The organism is Bartonella sp. MR63HLJHH, assembly GCF_042194155.1.
Taxonomy (GTDB): Bacteria; Pseudomonadota; Alphaproteobacteria; order Rhizobiales; family Rhizobiaceae; genus Bartonella; species Bartonella grahamii.
Map to the genome: position 1 here is coordinate 12,524 of NZ_JBHIMN010000009.1, position 23,543 is coordinate 36,066.

Below are 23,543 nucleotides of genomic sequence, written 5' to 3' on the forward strand. Positions count from 1 at the left end.
CAATTAAGGTTATTTGTTTTATTGTTTTTGACAAAGTATAGATATTATGAGCGTTTTTTCAAATTTTTAAGCATGTGAAAAAAGGAATGGGTGTTGAATAAAAAATAGGCACTAAAATAGATCAAGAATATGCCAAGCATGATCCCAGCTAAGGTGCTGGCGCGCAAGAAAAAGGATGCTTGTGAGGATAAAGGAAAAGACAAAAAAACAAACACATTCAATCCGTAATAGAGGGCTAGTGCACTCAAAAGGGTTGCTATCATGAGACATAATATCCGCTTTATCAGTTGGAAGTCGTATTTCCAATAACCGCGTTTGATAAGGACACCCCAAAGCAACAGGGCGTTGACCCATCCAGAGGTAATTTCAGCAATAACAATGCCTCGTGCAGATAGAATAGGAAATAATGTTAAGGCGAGACTGATATTGATGAAAACGCAAATACCTGTAAAAATCATCGGTGTTTTGGTATCTTCATGGGCAAAAAAATTAGGAATAAAGACCTTAATGAGAACAAAAGCTGGAAGTCCTAATCCATAAAGTTCCAGTAATTGTGCAACATGGTGTGTTGATTGACTGGTAAATTGTCCTCGCTCAAAGAGCAAACTGACAATGGGAGTGGAGAGCAGTAAAAAAGCGATGGATGCTGGAAGTGTTAACAATAGCGTTAATTCAATAGAGCGGTTTTGTAAATGGTGGGTTTCTTTGTGCTTTTTGCTTCGCAAAGCGCGTGTTAATTCTGGTAAAAGAACGGTTGCAACGGCAATGGCAATTACACCTAGAGGCAATTGGTAAAGACGATCAGCGTACATCAAAGAAGAGACAGCACCCGATTGACTAGAAGCAATGTTGGTATTAATGAGCAAATTGATTTGTGTGATGCCACCCGTGATGGCTGCTGGGAATGCTAAAGTTAATAGTTTGCGAACATTAGGACTTAAATGGGGTTGGCGGAAGGAAATTTTCATTCCACTTTGACGCAAAGCAAGGGCAATTAAGGTGAGTTGAAGAAGTCCTGCTGCCAATACACCCCAAGAGAGATTTAAGCCGATATGCCAAGCGTCAAGTTTATAGATCCAAGCATAGGCAAGCACACCAATCAGAATAATGTTTAAAAAGAGTGGGGCAATGGCGGCAATAAAATAGCGTCGCAGAGCATTAAGCATGCCCCCCATCATGGCAGCAAGCGACATGCAGGTTAAATAGGGAAACATGATCGCAGTAAAGTGAATTGTAGCGTTAAATTTTGTTGCATCTTCGGTAAAACCTGGGGCAATAATGGTTCGTACCAAAAAAGGCATACTCAGTTCCATCGCAATCGTTAACAGTAAGAGCATCGAAAAGAGAACGCCAAAGACTTCTTCTGCAAATTTGCATGCTGTTTCTTGACCATCTTCAGTAATTTTTTTTGCAAAAAGAGGAATGAAAGCAGCGTTAAAGGCACCTTCAGCAAAAAAACGACGAAATGTGTTGGGAAAACGAAAAGCAGCGTTAAAGGCATCAGAAACAGGACCAGTCCCTAGGGCTGCTGCCATAAGCATTTCGCGTACGAAGCCAAAAATACGGCTCATGAGGGTTCCGGAAGCAACTGTTGCAATTTTTTTAATCAATGTCATAAAGATATATCGGGTTCGTTGTAAAAGAGAAGCGATGATAGGAGAAATAAACCGTTTTAAATCGTAAAAATCTGATCTGTATCCCAATCAAGGATACTTTTTGTAAGCGTTTTACGACGGTGTTTATCTTTCTGTCAACAATGGTGCTTGAAGACTTTTTTATGCTCCTTGTTTACTGTTGCATTACAATTTTTATTGTTGCCATAAAATAATTAAAATTTCTTTTTCAAACTGAAATATGGGAGCGACATCATGACAGTTTGAAGGGACATATAGGGATATATAATGTTAATTTCTCTTTATGGTGTGATGTCGTGAATAGTGCACCCCAATACCGTTCTGTTTTTATGTAAGGGGCATGACCCTATTAAAGAACGCAAATAAAATAAAAGCGTGAAGCAATGTACAATCTCCATTATCTATCCATTATTTAAAAGACAGTGCTTTAGATGTTTTTAAAAGTTGTAAGGCTAAGCTAAAAGGTGATGGCAAAGCTCGTGATTGGTTTTTACCTTTACGGCTTTATATTCTCTCAAAATTAGGCTGCCTTCCCATTTTAGAGATTACATAAACAAAAGGATAGGAAGACGTGATCTTTCAACAGCATTTTGTCTGTTTTTAGCACTATAGGTAATGAAAGTGATTAATTATCATTTTCAAAAATGATTGATCCTTTCATTTTACTTGTTCAGGTTTCTTTTCATAGTTAATGAGGATAAAATCTGAGGAAATAAGATAAATTTGTTCTCTCATGGTTTCCATTCCCGTTGAGGTGCGATTGATTTGCCAATGAAAGCAGGCGGGTAAAGGCTATCATTTTTACCAGAGAGGGCAAAAAGTTAAAGTTTATGAATCCTTTAGATATTCATTGTCATGGCTTTTGCGTGCTCTGTTTTGTGAGGTTGAATATTTTCTTGTCTTTTAGAACTCTGATTGACGTTTTCTGTCATTTTTTGCACTTTAATTGCTTCTTTATCAAGAGTGTTGGAACATTTTTTTTCATTGTTTGTCTTTATAGATTGATGCTGGATAGATTGATACTGGTTTGGTGCTAAGCACTCATCGAATTTATGGTTATAAAAATACATGGGGTGTATATGCTGTTCTATCTCTTTTATCTGCTTGACTATTTCCATAATTTCTTTTGCTTTAACGGTTGATGTGCCAAGACACTTCGCAAGTTTTTCAGGATTATTTTCCTTTATAGCTTCATGCTCGCTTGAGGATAAGCGCTCATTGATTTTTTTGATATAAGTCCTTATCTCCCCCCTTAATTCAGGAGAGTTTGATAAAGTTTCTTGCTGTTGTGCTTTTGACAAGGAAAAGAGATTTTTCATCCAAGCCTCAGGAATTTTTACCGACTGTTCACACCGCCTTTGTTTTACATGATGGGTATGGAGAATGTCTCTTTCTGTTTGTTTAAAAATATTGATATAATGATCAATGGCTCTACAAAGGGGCAAAATATTTGCTTCAGCATGGGCGCGCGCGTTGTTTTTTATGCCAAATACATTGCTACCAGAAAGCTTAGAAATAGATTGAGGAGAGGTGGCAATTTGATAGGTGAGCTGTTCTCCTTCAGTATGATTTTCATGGATCATTTCTATTCTTTTCTGCAAAATATGACGATTGCCATAAATGATTTGGCACAAAGTTTCGATTTCTTTTCTTCTTACTTGAATGGATGCGTTGTTTTTTATCCTTGTGGCAATTTCATTGTTGGTAAGGGGGGCTATTGTTTCTGCGGGGATAAGCACTTCTTGCTGGTTTTGAACTTTTGGTGCTGTAAAGGAGAGGGCGTCACCGATTTTTAATGTCTGTATTTGCTCTGGAGTGAGATCTTTTTTATTTCCTAAGATGAAAATCCCGTTGGCATCAAGCATGAAGCCATTGGGTCCACTGCCTCTGTAGAAGCCTTTATAGGTATGACCTTCTTTCGCTGTTATAATAAGATGATGATGAATATTTTCAAATCCAATATGTTTCATATTGTCTATGAATTCTTTTAAAATAAGTATTTTTTCTGGATTTGAGATATCCTCAAGAAGATGTTTCATCTCTTCCTTATCGTTATGTTTTAGCGATGCAATGCTGGCAAGATTCATGCGTTTTTCTGTTACAAGAGAAAAGTCGAGTGTGTGGCCAGCAACTTGCCCAAGTTTTTCAAAAAACATTCGTTGTGTGCGTCCATTACCTTCTCTGAAGGGATGCGTATAGTTGAGCTGTATCAACATTTCAGTGACATGTTCAATAAATGTTTCGCGGGTTAAGCCTTTTAAACTATTCGTTTCAGAAAGTATTTTATCTAAATTTTCTAGTCCCTCTTGTATCTGTTTTGCTGAGGCAAAAGAAATACCAGCTTTTTTCATCATTGGCATATAAGCAACGGTACCATCTTCAAATGTAAATGGTTTTTCGCGTGTTTGTCCGGCCCATTCAAAAGTATTTTTAAATAGGGTGTGATGAATATATTGGAGATATGTGGAAGTTAGTTTTTGCGGTGGCGCTTCTTGGCGTAGATGAATGATTGCTTTTGTTGTATCATGGGCACATTGCACTTTTAATTTTTTATAGTCTTTTATTCCATATTTATTTTTTAAGGTGATACTATTAGGGCAAAAGAAATTACGGTACATTGTCTTATTTTCTTCGGTTTCAGGCGATGAGGATAATTTCTCCTGTAAGGTGAGAGGGACGCTGTCCGTCTTTTTTGTACCAGTGTCCCAGTATGCCATTGCTTTTTTTGGGGGTTGTTTTGTTCTTTCTTGATGATCAGAGCGTTTTTCCTTTGTCATTTGGACAGATATTGGATCATTTGTCGCTGTATTGCTGGTCTGTAAAATGTTTTTTTGGAAATCTTTTTGTGTTTTCCTCATGGAGGAAGCAGATTGCGCAATTGGTTTGGCCATTTGTTCTTGTTCTTGCAAACTTTGAGGCATAACTTCAATGCTGTCATGTAAAGCATGAGGGGTAATCCATGGTGAAAAAAGGGCGTTTTCTTTTTTCTTTGTTTGAATGGATGCGTTATCTTTGCTCTTTTCAGTTATTTCATCGCTTGTGAGAACGGCTCTTTTTTTTTCTGGAAGCAATGTTTTTCGCTGAGTTTTTTCTGGGTTTTGAGTTTTGGGCGCTGTAAAGGAGAGGGCGTCACCGATTTTTAATGTCTGTATTTGCTCTGGGGTGAGATCTTTTTTATTTCCCAAGATGAAAATCCCGTTGGCATCAAGCATGAAGCCATTGGGTCCACTGCCTCTGTAGGTACCATGATAGGTTTCTCCTTCTTTTGCGACGACAGCGAGATAATAATTTTTTTCATCCAATCCAAGCTCTCTCATAGAGTTGGTAAATTCTTGTAAAATGAGCAATTTTTCTGGATTTGAGATATCCTCAAGCAGATGCTTCATAGGTTCTGGATCGCTATGTTCCATGGCAGCGGCGCGGACAAAGTCTTTACGTTTTTTGCTCACAAGAGAAAAGTCTAACTTATGTCCTGCTGCTTGAGCGAGTTTTTCAACAAACAGTCTCTTTGTGCGCCTATTGCCCTCTCTGAAAGGATGCATGTGGTGCAAATCTATCATTATTCCAGCTGCTTGTTCAACGAATTCTTCGCGAGTTAAGCCTTGTAAATTATTCTTTTCAGCAAGTGTTTTATCTAACTTTTCTAGTCCCTCCTGTATTTTTCTGCCAATCGCAAAAGGTTTTGTAAATTCTTTTCTTTTCAAAATGGGCATAGAAGCAACACTACCATCTTCAAATGTAAAAGGTTCTTCGCGTGTTTGTCCGGCCCATTCAAATGCACGGGAAAAGAGGTGTTGATGAAGATATTTTAGATAGGAGGAATTAAGCTGCTCAGGTAGAGGTTCTTGACGCAGTTTTATCATTTCTTTTTTTACATCATCACAACATTGTTCCTTTAATATTTCTTGCTCTTTGATGCGGTATTTATTTTTAAGCACTTTGCTATTGGGATAAAAGAAATTTTGCGATGCTTTATTGATTTGCTTAGAAATGGCTGCACTAATTGCAGGGTGTTGTTCTTGCAATTCTTCTTGTGTGGAAGAGGCATAATGTTTAGTGTTTTCTTTCATGTATATTTCCTTTCAAATGTTAACATTATTTTTTGAAAGCTTTTTTTACATTTTTTGCCTTTAATTATTTTCATTGCGTTTTCTTCAAAGAAGAATGCCCATTTGAATGCTTGAAAAAATTGACCTTATTCGCATGGAACAAAGTTAAAGTTTGTAATTTTTATGAAGTATTATCGTGAAATTTTATCAATGAATTCTGTAAAATAATGGGGTGTCTTATTCAAAGTTTTCTGTATTTTATACACCATCTTTGATGCAATCTTGGCAAGGTAATTGCACCAAAGTTTTGTATGAAAAGCCAACAATTAGGAGATTTATCACGACAAAGCTATTGCTTTTGATGTTTCGGCTCTGCGCGGTCGAACATGCGGCTGGTCTTCTTGTCTAGAAGTTTCTGCAACCTCTTGATGCTGCTTTGCTGTTGAGCGTTCAGGTAACTTCGGGGACCGCGATAAGTTTTGCTGCTTTTGCAATTTTTTATCGGGATCGTTAAGCGGTTGATGACGTTTTTGTTGTTCTGCCTGATGGTTTTGCACAATGGTTTCTCTTAACTGTTTTACAGTTTCAGCATAATCCTTAATGGCGGTACACAGGGTAGGAAGATTTTCTTCAGCAGCTTTGCGTGCTCCATTTTTTATGCCAAGGACTTGCCTACCAGCAAGCGGAGCAAAAGATCTAGAAGGGTTTTCAATTTGAAATACAAGCTCTTCTCCTATCTCTGGAATTTTTTGCATATCTTCTATTCTATATTGCAAAATAAATGGATCATTATAAACAATTTCGCACCAATATTCGATCTCTCTTTGACCATATCGAACCGATGGATCTTGTTGAACTCTGCGGGCAATTTCCTGATTTGAGAGAGGCTTTATTTTCTTTTCTGAATTGAGCGGATTTTGTAAATGTTGATTTATTGGCTCTTTCTCTTGTGCTTGTCGCTGGTGTTGTTGTTCCGTGTGAGAACCTCGTGAAATCTTTTCACTTTTTGTATATTTTAAAGTATACACATAATCGTTAATGGCAGTACGTAGGGTAGGAAGATTTTCTTCAGCTTTTCTGCGCGCATGATTTTTTATGCCCAGAACTTTTTTACCAGCAAGCTTAGAAATAGACTTAGGCTGTTCTGTAACATCCCATAAGAGCTTTTCTCCCATATCGGGGTTTTCTTTGATTGCTTCTATTCTTTCTTCTAAAATAAGCTTGTTGCCATAAACCTTTTCGCACAAAAATCGTATTTCTTCTTGATATGCTACGAGTAATAGCTCTCGTTCCATTGTATTAATAGATTTTTTTTGTCCGTGAGACGGTTTTGGCTGTTCAATTGCTGTGTGTGGAGAGGCAGGTTTTGGGATGGCAGCATCGCTTTGTTTTCTGTTTTCCATATGGTGCGGTTTTCGTGAAGGAGGTACTGCATATGTTCCACTATCTTGTGATGATGAACTACTTTGTTGCCTGACTTTCATATGTGATGGTGTTTTGGGTCTAACACTTGGGTAGTGTGCTTCAGGATTCTGAATTTTTGCACCGTTTTGCACTCTGTCTCTCATGCGTGGGGGCGTCTGATGAGAAGGCGTTGCATAGCGACTTTCTTCTTCTTGAACTGTTGGTTTGTTTTGTTGCCTATCTTTTTCGCGTGGAGGTCTTTGTGGCGCTGCTTTTGTGTGCGGAGAGGAGTTTTCTTGGATTTTTGAGCTGGGGATTTTTGAACTGGGGATTGTTGTGCCGGTTTGTGTTTTTTCTCTCATGCGCGGAGGTTTTGGCGGAGCCACTTTTGTCTGTAGGGAGGGGGACTCTTGAACTGTTGGTTTGTTTTGTTGCCTATCTTTTTCGCGTGGAGGTCTTTGTGGCGCTGCTTTTGTGTGCGGAGAGGAGTTTTCTTGGATTTTTGAGCTGGGGATTTTTGAACTGGGGATTGTTGTGCCGGTTTGTGTTTTTTCTCTCATGCGCGGAGGAGGGGGCGGAGCCACTTTTGTCTGTAGGGAGGGGAACTCTTGAGCTGTTGGTTTATGTTGTTGTCTCTCTTTTGCACGCGGAGGTTTTGGCGGAGCCACTTTTTTTTGTGGGGGAGGCGTCTCTTGGTTTTTGGTGCTAGGAGGTATTGTGCTGGTTTGCACTGGGTTTTTCATGCGTGGGGGGGGCGGTGGAGCAATCTTTGGGTGGTGTGATAAATTTTCTGGGCGTTTTTGTACAGTTGGTTTTGGCAAACTTTGAGAAACTTGGGGAGGGGGGGTTCTGGTGGGGGATTGTTCAGTCTGTTGTTGAAATTTTTCCATCATTTCGGTGATAAAAGGGGAAGGATTTCTTTTTTTCATACATGTTCCTTTCAAACTCTTCCAATATTGTTTTTAAATACTATTTAAAAATGTACGTTGGTTTTTATTCTGTTGTATGCTTTTTCACTTGCTTTTATGAGAGAGGATATGAAACTGAATTGTTCACAAGATTTGGCTCTCTTGGCGCAAATGACCTTTGCCATGTGTTGCGCCAAGACGTTAGATTCAATGTGAAAACTTATTAGCTCGCAAAAGCCATCGCTTTTGGTATCGCAGTTTTGCGAGGACTAAAATCTGTTTCTCTTTGTTGAGTAGAGGTTGTTGCTTCTTCATGAGTTACTGTTGAATGCTCAGTGCGTTCAACAGATTGTGATAAGCGTTGTTGTTGATGCAAATCTTGCGTCCGTTTAGAAGATGGTTCATGGCGTTTTTGTTTTTCCTGCTCGGTTTGCAAAATGCTCTCTCTTACTTGTTCTACAGCCGTTGCATAATTGTCAGCGGCGTCAATTAAGTGAGAAAGACCAGCTTCAGCGTGTCTGCGTGCTTGATTTTTAAAGCCACAAAGACTGATACCAGCGTACTTGTGAAAAGATTGAGGATTTCCGACAAGTTGCTGTGCGAGCGCTTCTATTGTTTCAGGGTTTTGGAAAAGTTTTTCCACTTGTGATTGCAAAATGTTTGCGTTACCAAAAACAACTTCGCACCAATATTTGATCTGGGCATGGTGCCTTTTGACTTTTGAATGTTGTTGAATTTTGGTAGAAATTTCTGCCTCTGAAAGAGTTTCTTTTTCACGTTGATCTGGTTTTTGCAGAAGTTCAGTGACTGCTGCCTTTCCCATTAAACGTTCATAGTTTTTGAGTTCTTGCTCTGGAGATTGCGATAGACTCTCTCTTGCCTGTTTTACAGCTTTTGTATAACAATCAACGGTGACGCAAAGGGCGGAAAAATCTTCTTCCGCTTGTTTGCGCGTTCGATTTTTGAAGCCCAACGTACTGGTGCCTGAAAGTTTAGCGATACTTTCAGGATGGGCTGCCATGCGCCATGAGAGCTCCTTTCCTGCAGCGGGATTTTCTTGAATTTCCTGCATTTTTTCTTGCAAAATATTTGAATCTCCATATGCACATGCGGATAAACGTTGGATTTCCTCTCGATATGTTTGAACCAATGAATGGTGTGGAAGCAATTGAATGATTTCTTCCTCTGAGAGAACTCTTGTTGCCCTTTTTAGAGAAACTTGTGAAGTAACTGTTGAATGTGTCGTTTCAGGTTTTTGCTGCCTTTTGGTAGAGCTACCTCTTGTTAGAAGCGTTGTTGGATTTGTTGATTCATGTACAGTTTCTTCTTTTAAAAGAGATTGTCTTTCCTCATCTTTTTCCGGTATGGATGACAGTCTTTTGCTTTGTGAAGGAGCTTCTTTATAGAGGCTTTCTGGGCTTGTAACCTCTGCCGCCGCTTTTTCATAGAGCGCTATAAGTTCTTGTATTGAAGGGGATGAAAAAGGGTGAGGGTGATCTTTTTTCATGCATGTTTCCTTTCAAGAATTGTTTTAGAAAACCTCTTTGGTGTACACTCTCGCCCTTTATATTTTTATGGTTTTTATAAGAAGATATCAAAATTGAGTGGTCTCCAAAGATCGGCGCTATTTGTCACCATCGTAATGGGACTTTGTGTCTTTTATACAGTTTTTTTGTGAAATTTTATCAATAAGTTATAGTCAATTACTGAATCCATTTTTAGGACTATTTTCTGTCACAAGATAAAACAATTCTTGGCGCAACCGCAATAAAACGATTTACGCCAAGAGATTACATGAAAAACAAAACTATCGTCTTTATGCTTATAACCCCTTACATGGCATAAGCCATACCGTGTCTTTGTCGTTGAGGACTGTGCTCTGGACTCTCCTGGTTTTGTCCTCTTGTGTGATGATGACGATGATGAGCTCTTTCAGCTTGCTGAGAATTTTCTTGATGGCGTCTTTGCTCCGCTTGAGGGGTTTGCAAAAGCCTCTCCTTTGCCTCTTTTACAGCCTTTGTATAACCATCAATAGCATCAACGAGTGGTTTAAAACCGTCTTCAGCTGCTTTGCGTGTTTGACTTTTTAAGCCAAGTGCGGAGCGGCCAGCAAGTTTATGTATAGATTCAGGATTTTCAGCAAGTTGATTTGAAAGGTCTTTTCCTTTACTGGGATCTGTAAGTATTCCTTGCAAGTGTTGTTGGAAAAGCGTGTCATTGCCATAAACGACCTTACCCCAGTGCATAACCTCTTCTCCATAAGCTTGGACATGTGGGTTTTTTAAAAGTATGACAGTTATTTGCTCAGCTGTGAGGGAAGATGAAGGTCTTCCTCTTTGTTGCGGAGCAACCTTTGTATAGTCTGTTTCAGGATCTTCTCTTCTTTGATGATGGTGTCTACCTTTTGAAGGAGAAATACTGCTAACTGATGCGTATGTAACTTCAGCTTCGTGTTTTGGGGGAGCAACCTCTGTATAGTCTGTTTCAGGATCTTCTCTTCTTTGATGATGGTGTCTACCCCTTGAAGGAGAAATACTGCTAACTGACGCGTATGTAACTTCAGCTTCGTGTTTTGGGGGAGCAACCTCTGTATAGTCTGTTTCAGGATCTTCTCTTCTTTGATGATGGTGTCTACCCCTTGAAGGAGCAATACTGCTAACTGACGCGTACAGAACTTCCTCTTCTGGGGTTGGTGTGTGCTGGTTTCCTCTGTTTGGTTTATTAACTGTTGCATAGAGGGCTTCTGGATTTGCAGAAGGGTGTGGATGATGTTTTTTCATGCATGTTTCCTTTCAATATTTTTAGAAAACCTCTTTGGTGCATTCCCCACTTTTAGTTTTGATAACTTTTGTACAAAGGAAGATATCCAACTGAATGACCACCAAAGATTTCGCGCTATTCAGGATCAGTGTGACGGACCTTTGTGTCTTTTATACAGTTTTTTTATGAAATTTTATCAATAAATTATGATAAATTACGGATCCACTTTTAGAACTATTTTTATAATATTTTAAAACAACTCTTGGCGCAATCGTAATGAAACGATTTGCGCCAAGAAATTCAATGAAAAATAAAAATTTATGTACTTTACGGGGGCTCACTTACATGGCAAAAGCCATTCCTTTTTCGCCATGTCTTTGCCGTTGTGGGCTGTGCTCTGGACTATTTTGTTCTTGTCCTCTTGTGTGATGACGACGATGATGGTGGTGATGCCTGTGTTCTGGGTCTCTTTCTGGACTTTCTTGTTTTTGACCTCTTTCATGTTCATGTGTAAATTGTTTATGGAGCTTTTGTGTGTTATGCATATGTCTCTCAAGAGCTGAGCAAAGGTGAGTAAACTCCTCTTCAGCTTCTCTGCGGCTTGGAGATTTTACACCAAGTATTTTGTGACCTGCAAGCTTACCAGCGCTTTGAGGATTTTCTGCAAGATCCCATAAGATTTGTTCTGCATTTTGAGGATCATCAAGGATCTTCGCAAGTGGTCCATTCAAAGCATGCTCGTTACCATAAACAACTCTGCATCGCTCTTGGATTTCTCTTACACCATATTGAAAGCTTGTATTTTGTAAAAGCTTTGTTGTAACAACATCTTTTGGGGTTCTGGGAGGGGAGATCTTGCCTGAGCCAACGCCTTGATATATGGGATTTTCTCGTTGTTCAGATTCTTGCCTGCCTTCAGCCCCCATGCCAACCGTTGCATAGACAGATTCGAGTGATTTTTGGGGAGAGAGACCACCACGTTCACCAAATTCAAGCTCTGCATAGAGATGTTCTGGTTCATGGGAAGAATGCCTACCCTGTGCATCTCCACCAACTGTGTCGTAGGGGGACGTTTGCCAACCTTTTGCCTCCAGATCGGTTACTGCATAGGGATCTACGAGTCTGTCGGCGCGTCGCCCATCACTTGGTTCTCCACCAAGTCTGTCATAGGGATTTCCTAGTGGCTTTTGGGGAGCATAGATCGTTGTTGGTGGTTGTTGAAGTGTATATTGTTGTGGGTTGCGCTGTTCTTTGGGTGGTTTGTTAACCTTTGCGTAGAGGTCTTCTACCTTAGAAGCTCCTAGGTTTTGTTGTTCTAGTGGCTTTTGGGGAGCATAGATCGTTTTTGGTGGTTGTTGAAGTGTATATTGTTGTGAGTTGCGCTGTTCTTTGGGTGGTTTATTAACCTTTGCGTAGAGGTCTTCTACATTAGAAGCTCCTAGATTTTGTTGTTCAAATTGTTGTCTTAGTTCATCTATATTGGTAGAAGCGGTTGGGTGACTTTTTTTCATGGCTGTTTCCTTTCAATATTTTTAGAAAACCTCTTTGGCTTTGGCGCATTCCCCACTTTTTGATAACTGTAAGACACAAGGCAGATATCGAATTGAATGACCTCCAAAGATTTTGCGCTATTCATATTTGTATATAGTGGATATTTATGTCTTTTATACAGCTTTTTTATGAAATTTTATCAATAAGTTATAGTAAATTACAGGATTCATTTTTAGGACTGTTTTTTGTAACATTCTAAAACAACTGGTGGGCGCAATGGAGATAAAATGATTTGCGCCAAGAGTTAGTTGGAAGGCAAAAGTTCACGCGTTTCTAGCCGGTAAGAGCAAGTGATGAAGAGCGATTAACTTTTAAGGTGTGAGCTTGACATTGTGCTTCTTTGGTGTTCCTTACAGTATTCGCAATTTCTTTTGCTCTGCTTTCCGATGTCCCAAGTAGGCAAGCTAGTCTGGTATAATCTTTTTCTTGTATGGCTTTACGATCTTCTGAAGATAGACGATTGTGTAGTTGGCGCGAAAAGTGATGGAGTTCTTGTCGCAGTGAACGAGAATGCAATAAAGCTTCTCTTTGTTGTTCTCCTGGTAAGGCAAACAGGTTTTGTAAATTTTTTCCAGGTGTTTCGACAGTGTGGCTCAGGCGTTTTTGTTCTCTTTGATGTTGCTCTAAAATTTCTTCTTTTGTTTGTTCTGTTATTGTGGCATAATTTTTAAGGGCTTGGCTGAGTTGTGGAGCAGTTTGTTCCGCCTGTCTGCGATTTGGACTTTTCATGTCAAGTATTTTTCTTCCTGCAAGTTTAGAAATTGATTGAGGGTTTTGTAAAATTTCATTGGCAAACTGATTTCCGAAGTTTGGATCTGCCGTTAAGATATCCGTTTTTGTCTTTAATGCGTGGGCTTTACCATAAACAGTCTTTGATAAATTTTCGATTTCTTTTCGGCATGCTTCAACATAAGGGTCATGTGAAATCCTTGTGAATAACTCTTCATGTGTGAGAGGTGCTAATGTCTCTTTTGGGATCAGTGTTTCTTGTAAGCTTTGAACGTTGTTTTTTTGAAAGCAGAGGCGGGCACCGTTGAGTAATGTTTTGACGAGTTCTGGGGGGAGATCATCTTTGTGGCCGACGACGAAAGCACCGTCTACTTCCATGACAAAACCTTCTGCTGAAAAACCTCTAAAGATGCCTTCATAGGGGATCCCTTCTTTTGCGGCAACAACAATACGATTGTTAATTTCATCCAGTCCAGCATTTCTCATTTGGGAGATGAATTCTTTTAAAACAAGGGATTTTTGCGGATGCGTGATATCTTCAAAAAGATCTTTCATCGGTTGGGGATTGCCATATTGCATGGCTTCAATACAAGCTGCTGTCATGCGTCCTTTTGTGATGAAAGAAAAGTCAATGGGATGTCCTGCTGCTTGTCCAAGTTTTTCCATAAACATTCGATTTACGCGCCCATTCCCTTTTCGGAAAGGATGTGCGTGCTCGAGCACCATAAAAACTTCAGCGGCATTTTCAGCAAATTCTTGGCGCGATAAACCTTTTAAATTGTTCTTCTCATTCAGTGTTTTTTCGAGTTGTTTTAACTCTTTTTTTATCTGTGAGCCAATAGCAAAAGGAACTTCATAACCTTTGGGACGCATCGCCGGCATATGGGCAGAGGTTCCGTCTTCAAATGTAAAGGATATATCGCGGGTTTTTCCAGCCCATTCAAAAGTTTTGTGAAAGAGGCTCCAGTGGATTAATTTTAAATAAGTGGAATCAAATTTTTGTGGAAGTGGTTCATGGCGAAAATTGATGGCTTCTCTGGCGGTATCATGGGCACAGCGTTCATACAGTTTTTTGGGGTCTTTTATGCCATATTTATTCTTGAGTGTTAGGGTACCTTTATATAAATAATTTTGCTCTAACATATAATCTCTCCTAGGTAGGTGGGGTGGTGGTTGATAAGCGTCTTAAACGCTGCATGTGAAAAATTCCCCTTCGCGTATTCTTTTGAGATTTTGGTGTTATGAGAGGGAGCGCTTTTCCCTCAAGTGTATGGATGGTTGTATCGATCGTTTTGTGATACTTTTGAAAGGTTTTTGGTGTGAGAAATGCCAAATGTTCTGTTGTGATTGTTTTCATGTATATTTTCTTTTTTCATTTATTTTTGGAAAGCTTTTCTGATGTTTCCTTTGTTTATTATCTTGTGCTGTAAAATACTGTTATTGAGGGCGCTGATATGAATCCCATGAGTGGTCAGAAAATGGATTATCTACAAATTGACTCTGGATAAAACCTTCATTCTTTGAGGTGTAAGGAAGAGGTCAAAAAGAAAAATGTTGTTTAAAATTGTTGGTTTTTTACTTTTAACAAAGTTATTTGCAAGAGCGCTTTGATGAAGATCGTGGATATGGCGGGTGCAATCGCTCTTGGTTTGCGGATGGAGTTGGTACTTTTCATACACAGTACTCAGATTAGTGAATCTATGGGCAAAAGCAGTCATCAAAAATTTTTCTCCATTATGTTTTTCTTATTGCTCCATATGAACATCTTGCCATATGAACATCTTGTTTGTGTATTTTTGAAACAAATTGTTTTTTATTTTGTATTGTTACTCTTATCGTATTGCGCTGCTTTAAGATCCATAAGAGAGGAAACCCTTTCTTTAGTTGGGGAGAAAAGCCTTTTTTCAGCGCTTTATCTTTAAAATAGAACACTTTATGATATCGTAAAGGGGTAAAAGTTTGTATAAGAACGATTTATTCATTTTGATGCATATCTAAAATATTTTTTTGGAAAAAATCGATGTTCTTGAGTGTAGGTGTCTTGAGAGTTCTTATCTCAAAGATTAAATTTTGGGTTTTTTGTAGGGGATAAATTATACACAAAAAGCTTTGTAGGAATGTATTTACAGGCTTTCCTCAGTGGAGATGTTGGTTTAGTTATAGGTGATTTGAGGGGATTGGTGTTTTTTATAAAGACGATGGGCGCTGGTAAAACAATACACAAAATACAAAAAGGAAAAAACACGGTTTTTTTATCATGTTTTCCCTATGTGTGTGAGGAAGTGGGCAAAAACTTTTTGTTAACGGGCTTTTAAAAAACAGAAATGTATATTGTTTTTGTTGTTGTTCTTTTCATAGTCAAGATCTCATAATAGGAGGCTAGTTTTTCTTTTGTGGGGCAAAGCGGTTTTTGGCAGCTGCGGCTAACATTTCTTTTCTTCTGAAATAGATGGCGCGACCACATCGCAAAGGAGGTTGTCCTTGCATAAGAATAATTTGTTCATCTTGACGCATTTCTTGAATAACCTCATGGGGTAAAATCAGAGCTCTTTGTTGGTAATTGACGTTGTATGAACTCTTTCCTAAAGATAAGCCTCTTGATTTGCTTGTTCCGGTTACTTCAACAGTCATTTGGCCACAGCGTTCTGAAATGTCTTTGGCAGTTTGGAGGTCTTTAATGGCAGCATAGCTGACAAAGGAGCAGCTTTCAAACCATGAACGTGCTCCAGCTTCTCCAAAGTGATTGACCAACTGACCAGAGGATTGATAAAAAAGCATTAAAGATGTACCGTATTTACGTCCACGATCGCGCGCTTCTTCTAAAATATTCATATAGCCTAGAAGATCAACTTCATCTAAGACAAATAAAACACGCTTTTTATAGTTACCGTCTGCTGTAACCATGGCATTGAGAAAAGCGCCAATAATCACGCGTCCAATAGCTGGATAACTGTTTAAAATGCTTGCGGGGAGATTGAGAAAAACATCTGTATTGCCATTTGTAATATCTGAGGAAAAAAAATCATCTCCGCAGACAAGATCTGCGTAATTGGACAAAGAAAGCCATTGAGTGTCTTTTGATGCGGTTGTATAGACTCCTGAAAAGGTTTGCTCTGCCATTTCTGTAAAAATACCAACCATTTCGCGAATAAAAGGAGAAGGTGTTGTTTCTTGAATCATACGTAGTTGATTGACAACAGCTGTTTCTGATTGAGAGAGAATTCCACGCAATGTTTTTAAATTGCGCTCATTGTCTTTATATTCATCAGAAAATATAACATGAGCAAGAAGGGCTGTTAAAAGGTTATGAGCTTGTGTCGAGAAATATTCCGCTGAAGAATTGTCTGATTTTTTATCTGTAAGAAGCAATTTAGAAAAGCTTACAATATTTGCTTCGCGTTGTGTGCGTGGTACGCTGTCGTCTAAAAGCCAATCAATGACATTAAAATTTTTTGTTAAAAATGAATTGGGATCGAGAACAATGACATTTCTATTCCCCATCTTTTGACGCGCAAATTTGACCATTGGGGCAACTTCTGTTGAAGGATCAAGACAAATAATAGACCCTGGATAGGTTAGACACGTGGGAACTACTGTACTTGTGGTTTTATAGCCACCAGAACCAGCAAAAAAGATCATATGAGTTGAACCAAAATCAAGATTAAAGGTTAGCAAAGGGGCTGTTCCCCCCTTTCCCCATGTTGTTTTATTGCCAGGTGAAAAGGGAATTTTGCACACATTATCTTGATCAACACGGTATCTTTCCCCCACAACAATTTGCCCATTGGCAGGAAAAATTTTCGCTGCCTCTCTTAAATTCATCCATGCGGATTCACCAAACACACCTTTTTTTGCACGCTTGACCTTATTTTTAGGTGGAGAGGTTGTTATGAATTGAATAATGGAAAAAAAACCACCAATGATGATGCCAAAGACAACCATGGGGTCCATGAATTGAAGCGCATAATTCCACGTTATTCCTTGTTGTCCAACATAGGGACCTAAACGTTTTATTTCTCCACCAATATAGTAAAGAGCTGTGGTTCCAAAAAAGATAAGGGAAACGAAAGTAATTCCTTTACGTAAGTGCAGCTTTTGCGAGAGACTATAAAACAATGACACAGCAGCTGTTAGTGCTAGGACTAGTAAAGGTTCTGAACGAAGAGTCCAATAAATTTGATTGCTCTTTAGTCCATTTGTTATAAACAACAAAAAATGAGGAACAAGGAATATCGTTAAAGCACCTAAAGCGATTGGTGTTAAAATGAGCACCATTTGTGTCTTGGTATATTTCATTGTATTTACTTTCAATTCTATCAGACTATGCTGCTAAAAGCTCTTTTTTCAGGTGTGTGATATTAAACTCTCTCTTTTTTGAAAAAGCGCAGATGACGCCAAACAGTTCTCGTTTATGAGCCCTTCTTATAAAGTAGGAAGCTTTTATCCATTCTTAGCAAGCCATAGAAAATGCTTTGGAACGATGCATTGTGCATACTTGTGTTTGCTGATGTAGTTCTTTGGCTTGCTTAACGGTTTGTGTAATTTGTTTGGCTTTATTTTCTGATACACCAATGCTTTGAGCCAGTGTTTCATACTCATTATTTTTGACAGCTTGATGTTCAGTTAGTGAGAGACGGCTATTAATGTTTTTTACAAAGTCGGTAAGCTCTTTTTGAAGTAAAGGATTTTTTACTAAAGCTTCTTGCTGTAATTCTTTTGGCAAGGTGAAGAGCTCTTGTAAGCTTTTGCTTGGCATTTTTACTATTTTTGCACGACGACTTTGTTCTGTTGCATGTTCTTGAGTAATTTCCTTCTCTGCATGTTTTACAGCATGGGCGAAATTTGCAACGGTAGTACAGAGCATCTCAAGATGATTTTTAGCGTTTGCACGTGCTTGATTTTGTAGTCCGCATAAACTGAAACCTGCAAGATGAGAAACAGAGTGTGGTGCTCTTTCAATCTGGTTGGCGAGCTGTTGGCCTAAGCTTGGATTTTTGATGATATCTACCATCTGTTTATCTAATATTTTTTCTTTACCATAAACAATTTTTGCCAATTTCTGGACCTGTTTTAGGCTTGCGTGGACGCAAGAATCTTCTGCAACCATTTCGGCTTTTTTATTTTCTGTCAAAGGAGCTAGTCTTTCTTCTGGAATGAGAATGCTTTCAAGCTCTTTTGTTTTTGGAACTGTAAAGGTAAATTTGTCACCGGGTTTTAATGTTTTGAGTTGTTCTGGTGTGAGATGCTCTTTATTGCCGATGATATAAGCCCCTTTCACATTGAATGCAAAGCTATCATAACCAGCACCTCTATACATTCCTGTGTAGGTTTCACCTTCTTTTGCAACCATAACGGGACGATCATTAACATTGCGCCCAAGTTCTTTCATGTTGTTCATGAATTCCTTTAAAAGAAGTATTTTATTGGGATTAGAGATATCCTCAAATAGATGTTGCATTGGTTCTAGATCACCATTTTCTGCTACAGCAACACTGGCGAGCATCATGCGTTCTTTTGTAACAAGTGAAAAATCAAGCTGATGGCCTGCTGCTTGAGCGAGCTTTTCAAAAAAGACCCGTTGTGTACGTCCGTTGCCTTCTCTAAAAGGATGGAGTTGGTTAAGGAAGTTAAATAAGCTTATTGCTTCAGAGTTAAATTTCTCACGCGTTAAGCCTTGCAAATTATCTTTTTCGGCAAGTGTTTGATCTAATTTTTGTAAACCTTCAGGGATTTCATCACCGAGTGCAAAAGGATTTTCCCATCCTGTTCTTTTCATTTCGGGCATAGCGGCTGTGGTACCATCTTCAAATGTAAAGGGAAGATGGCGAAGATGACCAGCCCATTCAAAGGTATTTTTAAATAACTGATAATGAATAGAGCATAGATAGGAGGTATCAAATTTTTCTGGTAGGGGGGCTTCACGCAGATTAACCATCGCTTTTGCTGTATCATGCGAGCATTTCTCCAGAAAGGATTTCAAGTTTTTTATTCCATATTTATTTTTGAGTGTTGTGGTGTTCGGGTAGACATAATGATGGGGAGAAACTGTCTGTATATTTCTTGTTTTTTCTTTTGCTTTTGGCATCGTAGCTTCCTTATAATGTTACGTTGTCCATGAGAGTATTAAATTCCTCGAGTGAAATATTCCCCCTTGCATATTCTTCTAAAATTTTTAGCGTTTTGGAATGTAGCGCTATTCCCTCTATTGCATGAGTGCTGATGGCTGCTTCAACCGCTTCACGGCGTTGTTTTAATTCTTCCACTGTCATCGATAAAAGATTTTCGCTGTTTTCTGTTGCTTTGGTTTTCATGTATTTTTCCTTTTATGTGCAATCGTTGCTTTAAAAGAGCCTTTAGCAGCCGATGTGATCTTCTTTTAGTCTCCTCCAAAGATGTTTCGTTGTTTGAAGGGATCATAATAAATTTCTGTGACCTTAAATTTTCCTTCAACCCGTTTGCATTGGATGATGATATCAATCATTGAAATCAACAGTCCTCGAATATCATCACGCTCTAAATCACCTCCTCCGTCACTTTCTTTGACCAAAAGGGTCATTTGCTCAAAGGCAGCAAGGGCTGTTGAGGCATGAACAGTTGTAATGGAACCTGGATGACCTGAATTGACATTGCGGATATAATAAAAGGCTGTACCATCTCTAAGTTCTTGCAAAAGAATACGATCAGGACGCATCCGTAAAGATGATTCAAGCAATTCTTTGGGTCCAACAGAGGCTAAGCCTTGTCCATCTTTTGAATAGAACATCGAGACATGATTAGGGTGCGGTATCACCAATTCTTGTGTATCTTCAATGGTGATAATACGCTCTTCTTGAGGAATTTTGGCGATTAATGCTTTTGATAATGTTGTTTTACCCGAACCAGTTTTTCCTGCAATTAAAATATTTTTCTGGCATTTTACAGCTTGATTTAAAAAGGAGACAAAGTCTTTATTGCAGTAGGCATGAGCTAAGTTATGCTCGATGATTTTGAGTTCGTTAAAACGAGAAAGATAATCATTCAATGGCGTGAAAGATATCTGTTCACAGAGCGAAAACAGACCTTTATTCGCGAGCTCTTCGAGAGAAAAACTTTGCGATGATGGTTTGCGAATTGTCATACTAATCGTGTTTTTTTCGACAGCCGGCGGAATAACAACTTGAATGCGCTCATTACCTGGCAGAGTAGCCGATAATATTGGATTCTTGTCTGATATGTTTTGCTTGGAATAGGACGCGACAACTTTTGCAATCCCCATAAGCTCATTAAAAGAGAGAGCCGGTGCTTCTATAGTTTTCCATCCATCAATACCTTCCGTCATTACTTGGTAGGGACGATTGATAACAATTTCAAAAAGGCTTTCATCTTTCAAAAAAGCACGGATGGGTTCAAGTTTTGTGAGAACAATCGCGATGGTTTCATCGCTCATGGTATGTAAGTTTGAGTTCATTTTAAAGGTATCACAGAATTTTTGTAAAAGTTTCTTGAAACAGCTCGATTGGTAATCTGTTTTTTATTTTCGATGACTTTCAATTTATAGACGCTGGAAAAATCCAAATCGCGGGCAACAAAGATATTCACCATTTCTCCTTGGTTTTTGGATAATGTTGGAGGAATATTGGCATAATTTTCGACGACAATATTTGCAATATTTTGTCCTGAAGAGATTGTTTCAGTTTCTTCTTTTTCTTGTTTTTTTGCTAAACGTTTATTGGCATAGTTTGTCACATCTTTTATCAGGGAAACAAGAAGCGCAGATCCAATCCTCTCTAACCAATGGTTATCAATATCTCCATCTATACCAGAACGCCCTAAACTGTCTGTTGCAGGTGAAGCTAAGGATATAATGATACCATTAGGGGTTTTTGCTCTATTCCATAGCACAAAGAGACGTGTTTGGCCTTTTTTCAATCCGGCGCGATATTCACCAACAATTTGGGTACCTTTATCGAGAAGGACAACACGACCATTGTCTGATAAGATATCTCTGGAAACGATACAGCTGGCAAAACCTTGTTGATCACTGTTGATGGCTGTTTCTAAAATACAAGGGATAGAAGTTCCCATCGCGATGATGTAGTTTCGATTGCCAAGGGTTGAAGCACGAATACCTTCAAGCACTGTGGGTTTGAGAAGATGATTAAAACGTTGTGTCGTTTCATCAGGTTTACTTTCAAGTTGGTGAGGCAAAACACCATTATTTGTTTGTGAATCTATTTTGCCTTGTTGTGTATTTGCATAAGCTAATACAGGAGCACGTTGTGCTGCTTCCAACAGTGAGTCATCAGAATTTAATTGATTGATGTTTGGTGTTGGTAGCTCGACTTTTGGCAATAGAGCGTTATTTCGTTGAGGCTGTTCAAGGGGGGAAGGGGTAGGCTTTGCAGGGCGAAAAAGCTCTGTTTGTTTTATAACTTTTCCTTCTTTTGAAGATTCAATTGGTTGTTTTTTTTCTGTAACAAGTGTTGAATAGGCTAAATAAAGACAGACACTGAAAAGAATAATAAGAGCAATAGCTTTTCCTGCATTGTTCTGTTGACTTTTTCCTTGAGCATTTTTTATTGTATCGCGATCATTAATGCTTTTTTCATCCACGGTGTTATTCATGGCTGCTTCCTAGGTTCACTTTACGTTGTACAGATGGTGATGTCGTACCTGTTTCAGGGTTAATTCCTTCTGGTACGAACCTTTTATTAAAGATGCACAATACTTCATTCCCACGCCGTAGCGTGAATTGTGCAGCTGTTGCATGAACAATAACCTTGTTGCCTTTAATTGATTTGGGAATAAGCGCTTCTTGCCCATCAGGCGATACAATGTAAATGGCAGGGATTTCAATGTTGCCTAAAAAGGTAAAGGTTGTTGTTTTTCCATTATCATAGACAGAAGCAGGTTCAATGAGGGATGAACCTTGGGCTTCATAAGCCCAATTGCGTGGTCCAAAATCTTCATGGATATTTAAAACATCATTGACAAAGTTTTCTTCACGTTGTTTTGCTTTTTCTGCTTCGGCTAATTTCTTACGCAAGGCTTCATCTTCTGGATAACGAAACTTTACCAAGAAATATGTCTCATTGCCAGCTGAAACATCGCCTTCACGGATTTGCAGCTCGAATTGATAAGATCGTTGTGTTCCATCTTGACGGCTTGTGACAATTTGTAAATTGGTCACAGGTTGGATTTCACGTGGTTTGAGAAAAACAAAGTGACCAGCCGGTGCAACTTGCCAAGCAACGGAATTTCCAATTCCTACATAGGTTACTTCTTCATCATCGGCAAATTCCAGCTGAACTGAAGAGCGAATGGAGCCAATGATTTGTACGACGTTGTAGGGGTCATAATTGACAAATCTGATGCGGTTATCTTTACGTGCACTGACAGGCGCTGTTTCTGCAAGTGAGAGGACAGTGTGAAAGTTGAGAGTGATCGTAAAAATTAAAAAGGTTGTTTGTAAAAGTCTGATCATTTTATCACCTCTGGATCAGATCTATATTCCGATACTTGAAAACCAAGAGGGTTGATGAGACGATCAGACGTTGAAATGTGTGCGTTCACGTAGGAAAAATTTAATATTGAAATCCAATGGGAAATATTTTCTTTTTCATTAAAGTCTCTGACCGTTTTATAGTAACGAACTTGGATAAGATCTTTGCTTATAAAAGAGATTGATTTTATTGTGACGGTAGCAATCATGTTATGATAAATATTTTGCGGACTTTCTGGATTATTGCCCGCGTACCATTTTGCAAAACGGTTTTGTTCTTTTGGAGAAGATAAAAGAGAAACTAAGCGAAAATTGTTTTCTGCTTCTGATGCTTGAAAACCTTCACGGGCACGAACATATTGGCTGGCAAAATAACGCGTTATCGCTTCATCATAGTCGTTAGGGGATTCTTTGAGGGCGCTTACAGTATCAATAATGCCTGTTGAGTTATCGACGCGGATAACAAAAGGCTCTACCGTTTTTAAAGGCGTCAAAGCTGCGACAGCTAAAGCCAGCGCAATCGTCATCAATCCAAAAAGCACTGTTAAAGCCATGGAAATTTTCATTCGCACGCGCATGCTATGCATGCGATCAATGTCAAATGAGCGCGCTTCTTTTATATATTCTTCAAGGGCATCACTTTTCACGCGTAACCTCCACAGTTTTATCAGATCGTGCTTCATGAATAACCGGCTTTAATAAAGCTGAATTGGCTGTTGCTTTTTCACTTTCTAAAGTATTGAGAATGATGGGAGTGGTAACAGTCCTTACGCTCTTTTCTGGGTGGACAACGTTTTGATTGTCCCAATTCCACTTATCTTTATTTAAAGCACGGGTATGTTTGCCATTGCAGCGTGGTGGTTTTTTGGGGCCACTCAAAGAGGCACAACCAGTAAGAGCGATTGTTAGGACCATAACAAAAGTTATTTTTCGTTTCATTTTTTGAACTCACAAATATCTTGGAATACAATGCATGAGAGCCTTTATTCTGGACACTTTTAAAAGTCTATGTGATTGGTTTTGTTGT

General features: G+C 38.9%; 16 protein-coding genes. All 16 read right to left on the minus strand.

The genetic code is table 11. The annotated features are described in order from the left end of the window. Positions 1-44: 44 nt before the first annotated feature. Entirely contained in the window at positions 45-1,616 is a 1,572-nt protein-coding gene (murJ, locus tag ACFIKQ_RS06985; RefSeq protein ID WP_375656198.1) for a murein biosynthesis integral membrane protein MurJ, read from the minus strand. A gap of 857 nt (positions 1,617-2,473) precedes the next feature. Beyond that, positions 2,474-5,704 (minus strand): BID domain-containing T4SS effector, encoded by a 3,231-nt coding sequence (locus ACFIKQ_RS06990; RefSeq protein WP_375656181.1) that lies wholly within the window; start codon positions 5,702-5,704, stop codon positions 2,474-2,476. A gap of 317 nt (positions 5,705-6,021) precedes the next feature. Continuing rightward, positions 6,022-8,016, minus strand: a complete 1,995-nt coding sequence (locus ACFIKQ_RS06995) for a BID domain-containing T4SS effector (RefSeq protein WP_375636356.1) — start codon at positions 8,014-8,016, stop codon at positions 6,022-6,024. Between the two features lie 202 nt (positions 8,017-8,218). Beyond that, complete coding sequence (locus ACFIKQ_RS07000; protein ID WP_375656182.1) at positions 8,219-9,502, minus strand: BID domain-containing T4SS effector; 1,284 nt, start codon at positions 9,500-9,502, stop codon at positions 8,219-8,221. Positions 9,503-9,827: 325 nt separating this feature from the next. Then, entirely contained in the window at positions 9,828-10,775 is a 948-nt protein-coding gene (locus ACFIKQ_RS07005) for a BID domain-containing T4SS effector (RefSeq protein ID WP_375656183.1), read from the minus strand. Positions 10,776-11,096: 321 nt separating this feature from the next. Next, on the minus strand, positions 11,097-12,266 hold the full coding sequence (locus ACFIKQ_RS07010; RefSeq protein WP_375647472.1) for a BID domain-containing T4SS effector: 1,170 nt from the start codon (positions 12,264-12,266) through the stop codon (positions 11,097-11,099). Positions 12,267-12,579: 313 nt separating this feature from the next. After that, positions 12,580-14,178 (minus strand): BID domain-containing T4SS effector, encoded by a 1,599-nt coding sequence (locus ACFIKQ_RS07015; RefSeq protein ID WP_375656184.1) that lies wholly within the window; start codon positions 14,176-14,178, stop codon positions 12,580-12,582. A gap of 10 nt (positions 14,179-14,188) precedes the next feature. Beyond that, positions 14,189-14,392: a hypothetical protein gene (locus ACFIKQ_RS07020; RefSeq protein ID WP_375636365.1), complete on the minus strand. Its 204-nt coding sequence runs from the start codon at positions 14,390-14,392 to the stop codon at positions 14,189-14,191. A gap of 1,022 nt (positions 14,393-15,414) precedes the next feature. Next, complete coding sequence (gene traG, locus ACFIKQ_RS07025; protein ID WP_375636367.1) at positions 15,415-17,331, minus strand: Ti-type conjugative transfer system protein TraG; 1,917 nt, start codon at positions 17,329-17,331, stop codon at positions 15,415-15,417. 154 nt (positions 17,332-17,485) lie between these two features. Continuing rightward, positions 17,486-19,120 (minus strand): BID domain-containing T4SS effector, encoded by a 1,635-nt coding sequence (locus tag ACFIKQ_RS07030; protein ID WP_375656185.1) that lies wholly within the window; start codon positions 19,118-19,120, stop codon positions 17,486-17,488. A 10-nt stretch (positions 19,121-19,130) separates the two neighbouring features. Beyond that, positions 19,131-19,346 (minus strand): antitoxin VbhA family protein, encoded by a 216-nt coding sequence (locus ACFIKQ_RS07035; RefSeq protein WP_375620165.1) that lies wholly within the window; start codon positions 19,344-19,346, stop codon positions 19,131-19,133. 65 nt (positions 19,347-19,411) lie between these two features. Further along, a complete protein-coding gene (gene virB11 / locus ACFIKQ_RS07040) occupies positions 19,412-20,482 on the minus strand; it encodes a P-type DNA transfer ATPase VirB11 (RefSeq protein WP_015856713.1) in 1,071 nt (356 codons plus the stop codon). Then, positions 20,479-21,639, minus strand: a complete 1,161-nt coding sequence (virB10, locus tag ACFIKQ_RS07045) for a type IV secretion system protein VirB10 (protein ID WP_375636372.1) — start codon at positions 21,637-21,639, stop codon at positions 20,479-20,481. Before virB10 ends, virB11 begins: the two co-directional genes overlap by 4 nt. Continuing rightward, positions 21,632-22,498 (minus strand): P-type conjugative transfer protein VirB9, encoded by an 867-nt coding sequence (virB9, locus tag ACFIKQ_RS07050; protein WP_375636374.1) that lies wholly within the window; start codon positions 22,496-22,498, stop codon positions 21,632-21,634. The genes virB10 and virB9 overlap by 8 nt, the downstream gene beginning before the upstream one ends. Beyond that, positions 22,495-23,199: a virB8 family protein gene (locus ACFIKQ_RS07055; protein ID WP_273788313.1), complete on the minus strand. Its 705-nt coding sequence runs from the start codon at positions 23,197-23,199 to the stop codon at positions 22,495-22,497. Before ACFIKQ_RS07055 ends, virB9 begins: the two co-directional genes overlap by 4 nt. Then, positions 23,153-23,455 (minus strand): hypothetical protein, encoded by a 303-nt coding sequence (locus ACFIKQ_RS07060; RefSeq protein WP_015856709.1) that lies wholly within the window; start codon positions 23,453-23,455, stop codon positions 23,153-23,155. Before ACFIKQ_RS07060 ends, ACFIKQ_RS07055 begins: the two co-directional genes overlap by 47 nt. Positions 23,456-23,543 lie beyond the last annotated feature (88 nt).

Coding starts and splice junctions, on each gene's coding strand:
- ACFIKQ_RS07035 (WP_375620165.1), bottom strand. CDS start 19,346: ATGAAAACCAAAGCAACAGAAAACAGCGAAAATCTTTTATCGATGACA.
- ACFIKQ_RS06995 (WP_375636356.1), bottom strand. CDS start 8,016: ATGAAAAAAAGAAATCCTTCCCCTTTTATCACCGAAATGATGGAAAAA.
- traG (WP_375636367.1), bottom strand. CDS start 17,331: ATGAAATATACCAAGACACAAATGGTGCTCATTTTAACACCAATCGCT.
- ACFIKQ_RS07030 (WP_375656185.1), bottom strand. CDS start 19,120: ATGCCAAAAGCAAAAGAAAAAACAAGAAATATACAGACAGTTTCTCCC.
- ACFIKQ_RS07010 (WP_375647472.1), bottom strand. CDS start 12,266: ATGAAAAAAAGTCACCCAACCGCTTCTACCAATATAGATGAACTAAGA.
- ACFIKQ_RS06990 (WP_375656181.1), bottom strand. CDS start 5,704: ATGAAAGAAAACACTAAACATTATGCCTCTTCCACACAAGAAGAATTG.
- ACFIKQ_RS07055 (WP_273788313.1), bottom strand. CDS start 23,199: ATGAAGCACGATCTGATAAAACTGTGGAGGTTACGCGTGAAAAGTGAT.
- virB9 (WP_375636374.1), bottom strand. CDS start 22,498: ATGATCAGACTTTTACAAACAACCTTTTTAATTTTTACGATCACTCTC.
- ACFIKQ_RS07060 (WP_015856709.1), bottom strand. CDS start 23,455: ATGAAACGAAAAATAACTTTTGTTATGGTCCTAACAATCGCTCTTACT.
- ACFIKQ_RS07015 (WP_375656184.1), bottom strand. CDS start 14,178: ATGTTAGAGCAAAATTATTTATATAAAGGTACCCTAACACTCAAGAAT.
- ACFIKQ_RS07005 (WP_375656183.1), bottom strand. CDS start 10,775: ATGAAAAAACATCATCCACACCCTTCTGCAAATCCAGAAGCCCTCTAT.
- virB11 (WP_015856713.1), bottom strand. CDS start 20,482: ATGAACTCAAACTTACATACCATGAGCGATGAAACCATCGCGATTGTT.
- ACFIKQ_RS07020 (WP_375636365.1), bottom strand. CDS start 14,392: ATGAAAACAATCACAACAGAACATTTGGCATTTCTCACACCAAAAACC.
- murJ (WP_375656198.1), bottom strand. CDS start 1,616: ATGACATTGATTAAAAAAATTGCAACAGTTGCTTCCGGAACCCTCATG.
- ACFIKQ_RS07000 (WP_375656182.1), bottom strand. CDS start 9,502: ATGAAAAAAGATCACCCTCACCCTTTTTCATCCCCTTCAATACAAGAA.
- virB10 (WP_375636372.1), bottom strand. CDS start 21,639: ATGAATAACACCGTGGATGAAAAAAGCATTAATGATCGCGATACAATA.